Genomic DNA, 15,874 nt, shown 5'->3' with positions numbered 1-15,874 from the left:
TCTCAGCGGGGTAGGACGGTCTCGACGCAGTTATGGCAGTCGTTTTTGTGTCGACGATCAGGAAGTCATCTCGGCAAGACTTTCGGTTCGGCACGGATAGAACGGGTGTGAACGATCGACAATGTCAATCATTTTCGGATGCGCGTCGTTGGTTTCGCGAACATGCGGTTCGTTTTGGCCGATCTGATAGGCCTTGTGCAGTTGGTTTTGTTGCGTGCAAGCGTTGTAGATTGCAGAGATTGTATCGCGGTTCGCGTCGATCGTTGCTTCATCCCCCGAAGACGCAAGTGCGTCAAGGATCGATGCGTTCAGCGATATGACCTGGGCGGCAAATGCTTCATCGGTGGCCACGCGCGTGATGATCGCGGTTTGCTCACGAGGGGATAAGCGAGCAAAGTCGAAGTGCGGTTGAGCGGTGGACGCGTTGTCGGGAAGCGACGGTCTCAAATTCGTAGTAATCGTCGACCATGCGGCGTGACGTTGCTGTGCCCAGTTATCTTCCTGTTCCGACACCCATGCTTCGGTGCCAGGAATCCAAACGGCCGAATAAAGATTTTCTAGACGCACACCTTGTTGGATGAAGTCGGCGGTCACGCCAGGCAGGTCGCGAGCGACAACGCGTCGGCCGGCTAACCAGGGTTCCAGGAACGCCATCCCGAAGCCTTCGGCGACGCTTGTGGAAAAGATGCAGTGGCTGGCGGCCAAGTTATCGGCAAAGGAGATGTCCGGATGATGTCCGGCATCAAACACAACGTTGGGGACATAACGCGCCGCCACGCGATGCCAACGATCGTAGGATGCGGCTTCGATGGGAGTGTCGGGGCGGAGTGTCAGCGCGCCGATGGGCATTGGTGCTTCACTTGACGCTGACGACCGCCGGTGTCTCAGGTGCAATAGTTGGCAGACGAGCAGGAATTCGCCGACGTTCTTACGCCGAATGCCTCTGACGGGATAAAGAATCCACTTGCTAGATGGATCAATGCCGAATGCCGAACTGACTTTCTGCATGGCGGAATCGCGGCGGACACTACTTTGATCCGGCAGGCGAACCGAATTCGGAATGGTTTGGACGCTTTGACGAGGAATTCCGAATTCCGTAAGAGTCTCAGCGTCGCCAGCGGTCAAAACCGCGTAGCGGATATTTGTGTCGATGGGATAGAGTTCTCGATCTAGGTCAGCGTTGGATGTCGCATCGAGTTGTTCGATGAGATGCCGGTAGTTATCCGGACGCTGGTCTTCGGCAAAGTCATGGATTTGCAATAACAGTCGCCAGCCCGCTCGAGCCAGTTGCGTAATGGCGAAGGGCGATGCCGCGTTTTTGCCTAGGCTATGGTTGTGCCAGTGGATCACTGAATCTTTTGGCGTCCAGCGGAGCGAGCGAAGCCGCTCGTCGATATGCTGGGCAAGGTGCTGCCCACGCTCGACTGCGGGAACCAGCATCCGATCAACGGGTTGTTGCGAATCGTATTCCAGCGAAGGTAAGTGGATGCCTTGAGACCGGGCCAAGGTCGCATCGCTGAGCCCGGAAACCCGTGGCCCCGACAGCAGTGCGATCGAGCACTGCGGCGGGAGACAATCCACGTGGTTCTGAACGACCTGGGTCACACCGCCGGGTTCAAAGTGGCAGTGGACGATCGCGATTCGTTTCGGAGTAGCCCAGTCGGAAGGGCTCCGGTTTTCCATGGTCTTAGTGGACGCGTTGGCCAGGCAATGCGCCTTCGTCGACACCCAGGATAAAGACGTCTGCGCCACCGGGGCCGGAGGCAGCCACCATGCCTTCGCTCATGCCGAATCGCATCTTGCGGGGCTTCAGGTTGGCGACCATCACGACTAGTCGGCCAACCAGCTTTTCGGGCTCGTAAGCAGCCTTGATGCCAGCGAATACTTGACGAGTTTCGTCACCACCCAGGCTCAAGGTCAACTTCAGTAGCTTGTTCGCCTCTGGGACATGTTCAGCGGTCAAGACACGGGCGACGCGTAGGTCGACCTTCATGAAGTCATCAATCGTGATTTCTTCGGCGAGTGGCTCGGCCTTGAGGGGTTCCGGGCTGTCGTTGAACGTCGGTGCGTTCGCTGTCGCAGCTTCGGCGGCCGCTTCTTCCTTGCTTTCGTCAATCATCTTTTCGAGATTTTCAATTTGAACTCGGTCCATCATTCGTTTGAATTTTGCCACACCGCGACCGACCAACGGTGATTGGCTTTGATCCCACGACACGATGGGATCTTCTAATAGTTCGCCGCATGATTGGGCCAGCGACGGTAAAACGGGTGCGAGGTAGACCGCAAGCTGCCTGAACAAGTTCAAGGCGACGGTGCAGACGTCGCGTAGCTCGTCTTGCCGCTCGGGATCTTTTTTCATCTCCCAGGGCTTCGCGTGTTCGACAAATGGATTGGCCGCGTCGGCCAGTTCCATGATCAAACGCATCGCTTTGGCGTACTCACATTGTTCATAAGCATCGGCAATCTCTTGGCCCTTGGCGGCGGCATTTTCAAATAGCCCGCCATCGTCCGGATAAGTTTCCGAAAGACCGGTGCCGTGAGCGAACTTGCCCACACGACTGGCTAGGTTAACGACTTTGCCAACCAAGTCCGAGTTAACTTTTTCGGTGTACTCGGCGAACCCCAGATCAAGGTCTTCGACCCGTGAACTGAGTTTGGTTGCGTAGAAATAACGCAGCGTTTCTGGGTTAACGTGTTTCAGGAACGTTTCGGCTTTGACCAGCGTGCCGTCACGCTTGGACATCTTTTTGCCGTCCACATTCAAGAAGCCATGGATGTGAACTTTCGTTGGCAGCGAGTAGCCGGCCGTCTTCAGCATGCCAGGCCAAAAAAGCGTATGGAAATAAGTGATGTCCTTGCCGATGAAATGATGCACTTCGCAGTCGTCGCTCTGCCACCAATCGGACAGCTTTTCGCCGTTGCGATCGCACCATTGTTGCGTGCTGGCGATGTAGCCGATCGGCGCGTCGAACCAGACGTACCAGTAGTTGCCGGGTGAGTCGGGGATTTCGAACCCGAAATACGGAGCCGGGCGGCTGATGTCCCAGTCGCGGAGTTCGTCGGCCAAGAAGTGACCCAGCAGGTAGTTGGCCGTTTCACTTTGAAGTGCACCGGATGTCGACACCCAGTCATTCAGGAAGCCGTGCATCTTTTCCAGTTCGACAAACAGATGCAGCGATTCTTTTAGGACCGGCGTGGCACCGCTGAGCGTGCTGACCGGATCGATCAGATCGGTTGGGTTGTAGGTGTGCCCGCAAGTGCAATTGTCGCCTGCCTGATCCGGACGGTGGCACTTGGGGCAGGTTCCTCGAACGAAACGATCCGCCAGGAAAGTTTCGGCTTCGGGGTCGAAGAGTTGCTCGACGTTGCGTTCAACGACGAGCCCTTTTTCACGCAGGGCTTCCCAGAATTGGCCGCACAGTTCCCTGTTTTCATCGCAGTGCGTGCTGCCGTAGTTGTCAAATTCAATTCCAAAGCCAGCAAAGTCTCGTTGGTGGGAGACGCTGGTTTCGCCGATCAGATCAAGTTCGCTGCGTCCTTCCTTCTTGGCGCGGATCATGATTGCGGTGCCGTGGGTGTCGTCGGCACAGATGTACAGGCATTTGTTGCCTCGTAGCTTTTGGAAACGCACCCAAATATCGGTTTGGATGTACTCAACCAAGTGCCCGATGTGAATCGGACCGTTGGCGTAGGGGAGCGCGGCAGTGACAAGTAATCGACGCGACATGGGTAACCGGTCAAGTGTTGTGGTGGGGGTGGGCGAACACAGATTCTTGCAAAGTCGCCTGCGATCGAACACCACAGGCGACAGAAAGCAATGATCCAAGGTTCGCAGTCCCTAAATCCAAGCTGAAACAGTGGTTCTCCCCCATTTTGGGGTTGAGCGAGAGTCAGACCGGCTTCGGATGTGAAGGTTTTGCTCTGATCTCGGGAACAAAAATAGGTTTGAGTTGCTGGATTTTCGATCAGGCAGCCATTTGGCTAATCGCCCAGTCCGTTGGAGCTGGGGCCGTGAGATCGGCGCATGAGATCAAACCTTTGAACGCTCCGGGCGTTCGTTGCGATTACTGAAGTGCTCCATGTCGCACAAATGGAGGAAGAATAGATGGTGAAAATTCCATTTTATTCGTCTGCTTAAAACGCTTCGATGAATCCGGCAGCCAGAAACATCTAGGCCTCTATTCCTAACCGACCGGCTGGTTGAGTGCAGGCTCAGTGATTGGTAACCCTGCCGGGGGAACGGTTCATTCAATGGCCTGTTATTACAAGGTTGGATAACCATTTGCCTGTAGTGCGCCCGAGCGTAGGAAGCTTGAGCATGGCGGATGTTAACCATCGATGTCGGCTCGGATGACCGGCCGTAAAGCTTGCGTGAAGTTGAAAACGAAGGCTGTATGAAAAGCCTATAGGGCATAGAAGATTGACAAGTGTTTGCGGCAAGCCAAACTGTCTTAGGTGTTGTGTTTCTAGGTGGGTGGATGCCCCGGTAACCCTCAGTAGAGAGGGTGAAGCATTCCCGTGTGCTCGATACGGTTGAAGATAAAAGTTTTAAAGAATTCCAACTTTTAGAAGCACCTTCTTCAAGTTAAGTGGTTGTAAGTACTGCTTAAGACAATCTCGGTTGTCGTTGTAAGTCAACGTTCGTTGCCGGCGATGTATGTCGGCCTGAGTTGGTTGACGTTTTGCATGTTTTGGTTTCGGTATGTCGCATAGATCGACGGTAGTTCGGTTAGCGATAAGCAGTGCCCTGTAGTGGTTTCTCTGTATCAGATTCTCTAGGAAAATCTCAATGAAGAATATGAAGTTGCGAGCCGGTTTTACGCTGGTTGAGTTGTTGGTTGTGATTGCGATTATCGGAGTTCTTGTAGGTTTGTTATTGCCAGCGGTTCAGGCTGCTCGTGAAGCGGCGCGTCGGATGAGTTGCAGTAACAACTTCAAGCAGATCGGCTTGTCGATCCACAACTACCACAGTGCGTACAACCAGTTGCCTACACAAAAGTCCGGCACAAGTCGCTTCAACAGCGGTTCTGGGAATGGTCTGACTAGTATGGTTTGGACCACCTCTTCAGGTTCTGGCATCACCGCATCGAACCAGGAAGAGCTAAGTATCTTCGTGGGGCTCACGCCATTCCTTGAAGGTCAAGCATTGTGGGAGCAAATCTCAAATCCTAACGCGCCGAATGTTGATGGGAGTGCTGCAGTTTGGTCGGCTTTTGGACCCACACCTGATGTGTCGGGAACGGCTGTCGATGGAACGGACTACGGACCGTGGATGACTGAAATTCCAACGCTTCGTTGCCCGAGTGATCCCGGAGTAGGGCTTCCTGCTTTTGGTCGTACCAACTACGCGGCTTGTTTAGGTGATAGTCCTTACCGCGGATCGGCTGGTGGCACATTGCTAACGCTCAAGCGTGACAGCACCGCGATTCAGTGGACCCGAGCAGCGCAGCGAGGAGCCTTTGTGCCACGCCAGAAAATGGCTTTCCGTGATATTCTGGATGGTCTAGCCAACACTGTTATTGCTGGTGAAATTGCAACTGACCTCGGTGACCGCGACACTCGAACGAATCCTCGTGCTGGGCTAACGCTTGGTACTGATGCCCCAGCGACATGTTCAGGCACGCTTGGCGATACGTCACGTCCACAGTTCTGGGCATCGACCGGAACGGTTCCAACGCTTCAAGGTTCCGCTGAAGTGCGTGGATACCGCTGGGCAGACGGGAACCCATTGTTCTCAACCATGAATACCATATTGCCGCCCAACTCGAAGACATGCCTCGGGAACGTAGTAACTGGCAATCAGTTTTCGGAAGCTGCACCTGGAAGTAAGATGACTGGTTACCTGCCCCCAAGCAGTCGTCACCAAGGTGGCGTTCATGTTCTGATGGGTGACGGTGCGATCAAGTTTATTACCGACTCGATCGAGGCAGGAACGCAAACTCAGGTACCTGTTGTCTTTGGTGGCACGTTGTTGGCAGCCCCAGGCCAAAAGAGCCCATACGGACTTTGGGGTTCGCTTGGAACACGTGCTTCGAAGGAAGTGATTCAAGAAGAGTTCTAAGCGAAGCTTAGTCTTCCACTCGACTACGAAAGCCGTCTCCGGTTGGAGACGGCTTTTTTTTATGCGCTGTTGGAATCCGTGGCTCGATGCGCCGGATGGCCGGGCTTTGCAAGGAGGCGGGCTCGCTAGTGAGATGATATCATCCCAGTCCTTAAAGTATTTATTCGGGTGGGGTGATGGGAAAACTATTTAAGCGTCGGCAGAAGGTCGGGACCGCGCCGGGCACGATGCCTTTGGTCAAGCAGGGATCCAAAGCTCAGTTCGCGTTGCGGGTGATTCACTTTTCGCGAAATACGCATTCGGACCGGACGCTGACCACCCGCAGCGAAGTCGAAGCGGAGCTGAAAAAGGTTGCCAGTGGACAACAAAGTTCGAGGTCCGGTGTGACCTGGATTGACCTGGATACCGGCAAGCATTCGTCGACATTGCGAATGTTGGCTGACGTGTTTGGGTTGCACCCCTTAGCGGTGGAGGACGTTGTTAGTGAACATCAGCACGTGAAATGCGAAAGGTATGACGACACGGTGTTCTTCATGACGCGGATGCCTTCGCGTGCCGATCGTTTCGATACCGAACAGGTAAGCGTCTTTCTGCAGAAGAATCTGGTGATCACCATTCAAGAGCATCCTGGGGATTGTCTTGATTCGGTGCGAAATCGGATTGCCCAAGCGAAAGGCCGAATTCGAACGCGACGGGCTGATTATCTTTTCTATTCCATTGTTGACCGCATTGTCGATGAGTTCTTTCCTGTGATGGAAGGTTACGATTCAACGTTAGGCGAGTTGTCGAACATGATCGAGACAAGTTCGCATCGCGAGTTGCCGTTGCGTTTGCATCGCATCCGAGACGACTTGTTGCAAATTCGAAAAACCTCGACTCAGTACCGGTTGGCATTGAAACGTTTGCTGGTCGATGCCAACGATTTGCTGGACGAGGACACACAGTACTTTGTTCGCGATTGCCAGGATCATGTCAATCAGTTGTTGGAAGCTTCCGACCTGGGACGCGAGTATTGCGGCGAGTTACGTGAGTTGCATTTTGCGTTGTTGGGGCAGAAGAACAACGACATCACGAAGGTGCTTACGTTGATCGCGACCGTCTTTATCCCGATGAGTTTCATCGCGGGCGTGTATGGGATGAACTTCGACAGCGAGGAATCGTCGCTGAATATGCCGGAGTTGCATTGGGCGTTCGGGTATCCGTTCGCTTTGACGTTGATGGCGATGACCGGTGGAGGGTTGCTGTACTACCTGCATCGTAGGGGCTGGCTTGGTTAAGCCGAGTCGCCATGCTGGTAGATACCTTCGCCATGCTGGGAAACCGCTCTCGTTGCCGTGCGGCGGCATCGATTTGAGTAGAATCGTGCCTGTCGTCTTCATTCCTTACTGATATTCAACATGGCAGACCAAGAGACATCCACTGATGAACTGGCTTCGGAGTCTTCGCAAGTCGATCGATATTGCATTGGCATCGACTTGGGGACAACGAATTGCGTGTTGGCGTTTGTGCGTCCAGCGGGTGTTGATGGGGCGTCGTCACCGGAGCATTCTGGCTCGCATGATCGCAACGTGGAAGTGTTTGCTGTGCCCCAGTGGGTCGATGTGGGGACGGTGGAATCCCGCAGTACATTGCCGTCGTTCTTGTATACGTTAACGGCGGCTGAGGCGGGGCAGCGTCGGGACTCTGCGGTACCGCCGTTCTTGCAAGAAGCGTCCGGCTATTGCGTCGGAGAGTGGGCGAGGGTCGCGGGCAGTACTCATCCGGGAAGGTTGATTTCGTCGGCGAAGAGTTGGTTTTCGCACGAGGGGGTGGATCGTACAGCGGATCTGTTGCCGTGGCATGGTGAGCCGGACGTGCCCCAGCGGTCGCCTCAATCGGCATCGGCGGCTTACCTTGCTCATTTGCGACGTGCATGGGACGAGGCTCATCCCGGCTATCCGATGGCGGAACAGGACGTGGTGATCACGCTGCCGGCATCGTTTGACGAAGTGGCGCGTGAATTGACGGTTGCGGCAGCGGCAGAGGCTGGGTTGCCTCGGATTCAATTGATTGAAGAACCCCAAGCTGCTTTTTACGCTTGGCTGGATCGTCACGCTGCAGATTGGATGGATCAGGTTGAAGTGGGACAGGCCGTATTGGTTTGTGACATTGGTGGTGGGACGACCGACTTGACGCTCATTCGCGTGCGAAGCGCGGCAGGGCGGTCTCAAGCCGAAGTGGGGCCCACGACTTTTGCGGACCAAGCTGCCGCGAATCCGGCAGCTGATGCAGGCCATGCTGAAGGTGAGCCCACGTTGCATTTTCACCGCGTGGCGGTAGGGAAACACCTGATTTTGGGTGGTGACAATTTGGACTTGGCCGTGGCGAAAGCGGCTGAGGCGAAGCTCGATAAGCCGTTGCCAGCTCGACAGTGGCAGCGGTTGGTAGCTGTCGCGCGGGATGCGAAAGAGACGATGCTGTCGGACGAGCGTCCTGATTCCACAACGCTGCACGTTGCCGGCGATGGGGCTTCGTTGATTGGTGGTTCCTTGGCAATCGAACTCAGTCGCGAAGAGATTGACGCGGTGCTTTTGGACGGGTTCTTTCCGGACGTTGCGTTAGATGTTGAGGTGGCGGAAGAGCAAAGTGGTTTCCAGGAGTTGGGGCTGCCGTATGCGTCTGATCCGGCGATTACGAAGCACTTGGCTCAGTTCCTACAGGATCATCGGCGGACGGGGCTGGATGACGAGTCGACGGATTCGGATCGGGTGGACCTTGTTCTCTTCAACGGTGGTGTGCTTCGTTCGCCAGCAGTGCAGCAGCGTATCTTAGGTTGTTTGCGGGATTGGTTTCGGCGTCCTGATGAGACTTCGTGGGAACCCCGGTTCTTGCATGCACCTCGATTGGATCTGGCGGTTGCACAAGGTGCAGCCTATTACGCGTTAGTGCGACGCGGCGAAGGGGTGCGGATTTCGGCAAACTTGGCGCGGTCGTATTTCATGCAGATCAGCCAGTCGCCGCCCAAAGCGGTTTGCGTAATTCCGGCTGATGCACAACCGGGGCAAGGCTATCGGATTGATTCGTTGCCAATGCAATTGCGAGTTGGTGTCCCCGTTAGTTTTCCGTTGTGGGTGAGTAGCACGCGGTTAGCCGATCGACCTGGTGATGTGATCGACATCGACGAGTCGCAGATGACCGCATTGCCACCGATTCAAACGGCGTTGCGAGATCGGAAGCGACGCGATCAGTCCACAATGGATGTGGTAATCGAAACTCAGTTGACTGAGATCGGTACGATCGGTTTGTACTGTGTCGCGGCCGGGGCATCTGGAGTTGCGGGAACTTTTCAGGCTGCGGATTCGGTTGGCGGTGCAGCGACGGGGAAGCGTTGGAAACTGGAGTTTGATATTCGTGCCACGCTGGAAACGGATCGGGCGAGTCACGGTGGGGCTGGCGAAGCTTCTGGGATTGTCGATGAGGAAGCGGTTCAGGCGTGTCGCGCCGAGATTGAATCTGTCTTTATGGAGGGGAAAGGCAAGCCATCGAGATTAGTGAAACAGTTACAGGCAACATTGGAATCTAAGAAGGACCAATGGCCACCAGTGTTGTTGCGACAGATCTGGGAGGCATTGATGCAGGTAGAGCCGGGTCGGCGTCAGTCACCCGCACATGAATCGCGATGGTTGAACTTATTGGGATACGCCTTGCGGCCGGGATATGGCGTCGCGGTGGATGATTGGCGGACCAGTCAAACTTGGCGATCGCTGCAGGGAAAGGTGGCTCACAATGATCCGCAAACTCGAACGGAAACGTTGGTCTTGTGGCGACGGATTTCCGGTGGGCTGACTCCGGGGCAACAGTCACAATTGGCGAGCAATTTGCGAAAGAATGTGTTGGCGGCTGGGACGCGTTTGGATTCGGCCGAGTTGGTTGAAGCGTGGCGGTTGGTCGGATCATTGGAGCATCTTTCGATTGCCGAGAAAAAGCAATTGCTGGAGCTCGCCCTTGCACAGCTTGGCCGCAAGAAAGCCATTGCTATGCATCCGGTGGTTTATTGGGCGATTGGTCGGATCGCGACTCGGGTACCAACTTACGGCCCTGTCAACCTTGCGATTGGGGCGGCCGATGCCGCTGGTTTGTTGCATCGTTTGTTACAGCTTCCCGCGATGCAAAACGTATCGGGTGATCAGATGACCGATGCTGTTCGAGTGGCTTCGGCACTCGCGTTGACGCAGATTTCTCGGCGGTGTGGTGATCGGTTTCGAGACCTGAACGACGATGATCGTGAGCAGGTGATTCGGCAGTTGCGATTGCTGGATGCGCCCCCGCACTGGATCAGTTTGGTGGAAGAGGGCGGCCAGTTTGACAATGAAGAGCAAGCGGCCATCTTCGGTGACTCGTTGCCGCTGGGGATTGAGTTGTCGAGGTAGGTTTGGTGAAGGAAGTCGACTAACCGCGATGCGATTCCGGTTTGAATTTATGCGGAAGTTGTCGCGTAGATTGACATCTATGCATGCTGCGACTTGGACTACCAATGCACCGAGTCTCTCGGATGCTCGATGTCTTCGATGCCTGGTACCTACGATCGCAGCCAAACGCTACGATTTCGGGCACTATGACTAAGCCTTCTTGCACTACCGCCACCACTGTTCTGTTTCGATTCACTGGGGAGGATCGCCCTGGTTTGACGGCCTCGCTAACGGAGCACTTTGCGAAGTTTGATTGTGAGATCATCGACGTCAATCAAGCGGTGATTCACCGATCGCTTTTGTTGGGCTTGATGGTTCGGATTCCCGCCGAACAGGACCCAGAGACCGTCATTCATAAGATGCGGCGACGGGCAGAGAAGCTCGAGTTGAAGTGTAAGAATGTTTCGATCGAGCATGCCGACTATGACCGCTGGGTTTGCCGGCAAGGGAAATCGCGTTACATCCTGACGTTGTTGTCTCGGGCGGTGACGGCGGAGCAGTTTGCCGCGGTCAGTCGTTTGATCGCGGACCAGGGGCTGAATATCGATGTGATCACGCGGATTTCGGGGCGGCCGCCTCGGGAGAACGACGGGACGCCGCGGCGTGCTTGCGTGGAGTTCTCGCTTCGTGGAGACCCCGCAGATCCGGATGCGTTTAAGGCCAGTTTGTTGGATCTATCGAGTCGTTTGGATCTCGATCTCGCATTTCAACGTGACGATGCGTTTCGTCGAAACCGGCGTGTCGTGGCGTTGGACATGGATTCCACGCTGCTTCAAGCGGAAGTCATCGACGAGCTTGCCGTTGAGGCTGGCGTGGGCGACAAAGTGAAGGCGGTGACGGAAGCGGCCATGCGAGGTGAAATCGACTTTGATGAATCGTTGCGGCAGCGTGTGGCGTCGCTGGAAGGCTTGTCGGCCGACGTGTTGCCCAAGATTGCCGCCCGGCTTGAGCTGACCGAAGGGGCTGAGCGGTTGTTGTTGAACCTGAAGCGATTTGGTTATCGAACAGCAATCCTGTCAGGTGGTTTCACCTACTTTGGCCAGTTCTTGCAGAAGCGATTGCAGGTCGACTATGTCTACGCCAATGAGCTTGAAATCGTCGACGGCAAGCTAACCGGTCGAGTGCTGGGCGAGATCGTCAACGCCGAACGCAAGGCGTCGTTGCTCGAGCAGCTTGCTGAACAAGAGGGGATCGATTGCGAGCAGACGATCGCGGTGGGCGATGGTGCGAACGATCTGCCGATGCTTTCGCGAGCCGGTTTAGGGATCGCCTTTCACGCCAAGCCGATCGTTCGGCAGTCCGCCAAGCATCAGGTGTCGACGCTCGGTCTGGATGCTGTGCTGTATTTGCTGGGTGTGCGTGACCGAGATCTGGTTGAGCCAGAGCGAGCGTAGTCGCGTGACCTGCGTGGCTGAACGAAGCCGGTCGAGTGATCGGTCTAGGCTCGCCAGTGGCACTGCGTGCCGAAGGTTTTTCAGGAAGCGATTGGCTTCCTTCAGTTAGCCGTCGACGTTGGCCGAGCCCGTAATCTTGTCGCTGTACATAGCCAGCCTTCCAAGGACTTGGTCGATTGCCAGTGGGGTCACATTGTTGGCAACAAGAGATTCGGTCAGGTGGGACACGAATTGTGTGAAGTGCTGGCGGGTAATTCCGCGTCCGGCATGCACACGAGTGAGGTCGGCACCGGTGTACTGGATATCGCCAGAGGTGATCGACGCAAAGAACTCGGTCTGCATTCGAACGAGTTTGTCCATCTCGACACCCTCAAAAAAATGAGAGAGTTCGGGATCGGACAGAACTCGAACGTACATTTCGTCAATGACTCGGCGAAGCCCATCGGGCCCGCCGAGTTGTTCAAGTAGGTCAGGTTCCATATTGGATGCAGTCATGACCTGGTTTCCTTATAGGAGGATTTCTTTGATGGCTGTTCGTATTGGCCGATCAAAGAGTCTTACATCATCGGAGTGGGTTCGTAAGGAATATCCTCAATCAAATCCATTGGCAATGGAGCGACAGTCAGGCCGGCATCGCGGCTGATGTCGTCGATCGCTTCTTGGGATTTTTGCACGAGGAACTCGCGAGTTTCGCCTTTGTACTGCATAGTTGATGCAGTTGGGCTAAGCGGGCCAGCGAAGCTAGAAGCTTCTAAGTGAGCAACCACCTTCACGTGATCCAAGATGCCGTCCTTTGCTGGAAGAACGCGATCGTTGGTCGTTGCCGAAGCAGGATCCACGCCTTCAGGAAGCGACCCAAGGCGAACGGCGACGATTTGATCACCGGGGATTTCACCAAGTTGGTCCATGGCACCGTCTCCGACGACCCAGTCCCAGGTGTCGATCATGTAGCCTACGCTTGGAATTGCATCGACCAATGCGCGGAAGGTTTCCACGGTGGAGATGAATGGAAATTCCTTGCCTTCGGTGTGTTCTTTGCCTGCACGGAAGCCAACGCCGAGTTTGATGTCGCGAGCACCCAAGACATCAGCGATTTGGCCGATGCGGTTGCGTTGGACGTCGAAGAACTCGTTGAAAGGCAAGCGGTTGGTTGCTGCAGGAACGCGGATCAAGGCGCGGTCCACTTCCAGTTGGGCAGCGATTTCGCTGAGTGGGTGCAAGGTTGCGACAGCAGCGGTGAAGGCATCGTCGTCGGCGTCGAGATCAATCGCCAGCGTGAATGAGCCGATGCGGATTTCAGTCGCTTTGAGGTACTTCGATGCATCTTCGAATGACGAACGTTGTGATCGACGAAGCATGTCGTGCATGTCGATGTCCATGCCGCGGAATGCGTAAGTCAATGCGAGTTCGATCAGTTCGCTCTGGCGACCGTTGATGCCGAGAGCCTGAGGGCAAAAGTTCTTGAACACTGAGTGGGTTTCCTTCCAAATTTAAGCAGGTGATTTGTGATTAGCGTCGACGGCCGCGTGAGCCGCTTGACGAGTTACCGTTGTTGTTTCCGCGACCACCGCCGCGTGAGTTACCACCGCCACTGCGGCGGCTATTAAGATTGCTGTCCACCATCACGTTGACAATTTCGTGCCAGGTGGGGAAGTCTTGCGACGACGAGTTGCTTCGTTGACGCGAGCGTCCCTCGTTACTTCTTTCCGAATCGCTGGATCGATCGGAGGTTCTGTCTTCGGACGAACGACTGGAATCCCGGTCGCGATTGCGTCCGCCGCGGCGTGAGCCACGTCGGCTTTCGGAATCGCGTGAGCCGGAGCTGCGTGTGTCCGAGTCGAATGAGTCGTCTCGGGAGTTGCTGCCGCGAGAAACCGGAGTTTCGTCTAGGTCGTCATCGTCACCGAAAGCGGAACGCGGCAGATCGTCATCCACGCTGGTTTCGCGAGGAGTTTCGCTGTCGCCTGCTGGGCGACGTCCGCGACCGCGTCCTCGGCGACGTGACCGGCGACCGGCACGTGGGCCATCGGAGTCACTGTCGTCCTTCGCGGTAGGCTTGGTGTCTTGGTCATCGTCATCGATCAAGCCGCCGCCGAATGAATCAACGTCATCGTCGTCAACGAACAAGTTCGATGGCAAGTCGTTGTCATCGTCAGAGAATCGATCTTCTCGGTTACCGCCGCCCGCCTTTGCGGAGGCACGAACTTCATCGCGAGCGGATCGGCGTGGCGATTCTTCATCGCGCTTGTTGTCGCGACCGCGTCCTCGGCCTCGTCCGCCACTGCGTTTGGAATCGTTGTCGCTACTGCTTTCGCTGTCGCGACCGCGTCCGCCACGCCCGGATCGTCCGCTCTCTTCAGCGACGACTTCGGTGGATTCAGAGCGTCCGCCGCGGCGGCTGCGGGAGCGGCGTGGTCCGTTATCGGTGTCGTCGTCCTTGCTGGGACGGCTGGCGGATGAGCTTTCGCTCGTGCGAACATCGCCTTCGCCGATTTGCTGGCGTTGTCCGCGACGTCCACGACGACGTGGGCCGCTCGGCTGATCGCTATCTTCCTTAGGCGAACGGCTGGTGGGGGCCGAAGAGTCGTCACCGCGGCCGCGAGGTGATTCATCCCGAGCAGGGCGATCCGATGACGATCGACCACCGCGAGATCGTGACCTCGAAGTAGCGGGTTCGTCAGCGGAATCCATGTCATCGTCGATCAAATCGGGTGCGTCAGCATCGATTAGATCATCGTCATCATCATTCGAGTCGACCAAACCGCCGCCGAAGCCGGAGCTCGGTTTTCCACGGCGCGATCGTCCGCGAGGCTCGCGATCTTCGGTCGAAGATTCATCGCGTCGATTGTCGCGACGTCCACGGCCAAGCTGGCCTTCGCGTTCTTTGATTTCTTTTTCGACTGCACCAAAACCGCTTTCACGCGTCGTTTTGGCAGCCGGTTCTGGCGTGTCGTCGATACCAAAGCCAGGCAACTTAGGCGGTGGCGTTGGAGCGGTCAGCGCCTTGAGAACGTCATCGTCAGAATCGTTTTCCGAGGACGCAGTGTCGTTGTCGCTTTCATCGAAGAGTGAAGTCTTCGGTGCACTCGTCTCCGGTTTTGCTGAACCAGGGGCAGTTTCTTTGTCTGCGGGAGACGAATCGGCGGCTGGAGACTTCGCGTCGACATCAGCTTCGGCCGTCGGCTCTGGGGCCGGTGCGGGTTCGGGGGTTGGCTTCTTGGCCGGTTCAGGTGGGCGCGGTGTGCCCAGCAGGCTGGCTAGGATGTTCCAATTATCGGGCATGGGGTGCGAAAATCCGAAATGGATCGGATCTTGCGGATCCGATTGCAGGAAATAGGGGTATTTGCTGCGTAGGTATACCCTGTTGGGCGATATCTCCCAAGGGTGAATGCGTGCCGCACTCCAAGAATCGGCACCAATACTGCAATACCAGCGGCAATATCGGGTGCGATGTCCGTTGGGATGGGCCAGATGGTCCAGTCGGCGGCAATCCACTGGAAGCAGTTCTAGGTCAGGTGTAAACGGTATCGATTACGGAATCTGGACCTCCGCGACGACTTCGCCGCTAGCGAAGTTCAGAATTCAGGAAAAAGTAAGGGACGCGATTCTTCCACACTTTTGATTTCTCAATTCGATTTGTTCGGGAAATCTGGGGTGATCGTGAAACGGGAGTTCTTTTGCTTTCAAATGAATGGATATCAAGCAATTGACAACGCGACGATCTGCGCACAGTCTGTTCCGATTCACTGGGTTGTCCCAGTTCACTGAAGTCGCCTCGGGATGACATTCTGGGATCGGCTTCTCACCGACGCGGACGGCGTGATTACGGCTTGGCACTGGATGCTAATACGTGGAAATCGCGTCTTTTGCAGGCATTTTGACTGGCGGACCGTCAGCCGGGGTGTCCAGATTGCTGGGGCCAGGAATGGCATTTTCAGCGAAATCGGTGATTTTCGTTCTCGTAGGATTGG

Annotated in this window: 9 protein-coding genes; 4 read left to right on the top strand and 5 right to left on the bottom strand. The window is 55.6% G+C overall.

Translation table 11 applies throughout. The annotated features are described in order from the left end of the window. Positions 1-57: 57 nt before the first annotated feature. Together ACR3ZL_RS21625 and metG are read right to left on the bottom strand one after the other, a co-directional pair. Positions 58-1,683 (bottom strand): glycosyltransferase family protein, encoded by a 1,626-nt coding sequence (locus ACR3ZL_RS21625; protein ID WP_473651009.1) that lies wholly within the window; start codon positions 1,681-1,683, stop codon positions 58-60. 4 nt (positions 1,684-1,687) lie between these two features. Beyond that, positions 1,688-3,727, bottom strand: a complete 2,040-nt coding sequence (metG, locus tag ACR3ZL_RS21620) for a methionine--tRNA ligase (RefSeq protein ID WP_486172958.1) — start codon at positions 3,725-3,727, stop codon at positions 1,688-1,690. A 1,062-nt stretch (positions 3,728-4,789) separates the two neighbouring features. Here metG and ACR3ZL_RS21615 point away from each other — a divergent pair. The 4 genes from ACR3ZL_RS21615 to serB all read left to right on the top strand — a co-directional run bounded on the left by ACR3ZL_RS21615 (position 4,790) and on the right by serB (position 11,903). Then, on the top strand, positions 4,790-6,061 hold the full coding sequence (locus tag ACR3ZL_RS21615) for a DUF1559 family PulG-like putative transporter (protein ID WP_473651011.1): 1,272 nt from the start codon (positions 4,790-4,792) through the stop codon (positions 6,059-6,061). Between the two features lie 176 nt (positions 6,062-6,237). After that, the gene (corA, locus tag ACR3ZL_RS21610; RefSeq protein ID WP_473651012.1) at positions 6,238-7,338 is read left to right on the top strand and encodes a magnesium/cobalt transporter CorA; all 1,101 of its coding nucleotides are present in this window, start codon (positions 6,238-6,240) and stop codon (positions 7,336-7,338) included. Between the two features lie 120 nt (positions 7,339-7,458). After that, positions 7,459-10,470 carry a hsp70 family protein gene (locus tag ACR3ZL_RS21605; protein ID WP_473651013.1) on the top strand — a complete coding sequence of 1,004 codons (3,012 nt, stop codon included), beginning with the start codon at positions 7,459-7,461 and terminating at the stop codon, positions 10,468-10,470. Between the two features lie 185 nt (positions 10,471-10,655). Continuing rightward, entirely contained in the window at positions 10,656-11,903 is a 1,248-nt protein-coding gene (gene serB, locus ACR3ZL_RS21600) for a phosphoserine phosphatase SerB (protein ID WP_473651014.1), read from the top strand. Positions 11,904-12,008: 105 nt separating this feature from the next. On the opposite strand, the gene ACR3ZL_RS21595 is transcribed toward serB, so the two are convergent. The 3 genes from ACR3ZL_RS21595 to ACR3ZL_RS21585 all read right to left on the bottom strand — a co-directional run bounded on the left by ACR3ZL_RS21595 (position 12,009) and on the right by ACR3ZL_RS21585 (position 15,398). After that, the gene (locus ACR3ZL_RS21595) at positions 12,009-12,398 is read right to left on the bottom strand and encodes a group I truncated hemoglobin (RefSeq protein ID WP_473651015.1); all 390 of its coding nucleotides are present in this window, start codon (positions 12,396-12,398) and stop codon (positions 12,009-12,011) included. Between the two features lie 62 nt (positions 12,399-12,460). Then, the gene (locus ACR3ZL_RS21590; protein WP_473651016.1) at positions 12,461-13,372 is read right to left on the bottom strand and encodes a TIM barrel protein; all 912 of its coding nucleotides are present in this window, start codon (positions 13,370-13,372) and stop codon (positions 12,461-12,463) included. Positions 13,373-13,412: 40 nt separating this feature from the next. Continuing rightward, the gene (locus tag ACR3ZL_RS21585; protein ID WP_473651017.1) at positions 13,413-15,398 is read right to left on the bottom strand and encodes a hypothetical protein; all 1,986 of its coding nucleotides are present in this window, start codon (positions 15,396-15,398) and stop codon (positions 13,413-13,415) included. Positions 15,399-15,874 lie beyond the last annotated feature (476 nt).

The sequence above is a fragment of the Rhodopirellula sp. J20-39 genome (assembly GCF_057365095.1).
This window is presented reverse-complemented; position numbering and strand designations above follow the sequence as displayed.

What these genes read in the sequence shown, in the direction of transcription:
- serB (WP_473651014.1), top strand. Translation starts at nt 10,656, where the DNA reads ATGACTAAGCCTTCTTGCACTACCGCCACCACTGTTCTGTTTCGATTC.
- ACR3ZL_RS21615 (WP_473651011.1), top strand. Translation starts at nt 4,790, where the DNA reads ATGAAGAATATGAAGTTGCGAGCCGGTTTTACGCTGGTTGAGTTGTTG.
- metG (WP_486172958.1), bottom strand. Translation starts at nt 3,727, where the DNA reads ATGTCGCGTCGATTACTTGTCACTGCCGCGCTCCCCTACGCCAACGGT.
- corA (WP_473651012.1), top strand. Translation starts at nt 6,238, where the DNA reads ATGGGAAAACTATTTAAGCGTCGGCAGAAGGTCGGGACCGCGCCGGGC.
- ACR3ZL_RS21595 (WP_473651015.1), bottom strand. Translation starts at nt 12,398, where the DNA reads ATGACTGCATCCAATATGGAACCTGACCTACTTGAACAACTCGGCGGG.
- ACR3ZL_RS21605 (WP_473651013.1), top strand. Translation starts at nt 7,459, where the DNA reads ATGGCAGACCAAGAGACATCCACTGATGAACTGGCTTCGGAGTCTTCG.
- ACR3ZL_RS21625 (WP_473651009.1), bottom strand. Translation starts at nt 1,683, where the DNA reads ATGGAAAACCGGAGCCCTTCCGACTGGGCTACTCCGAAACGAATCGCG.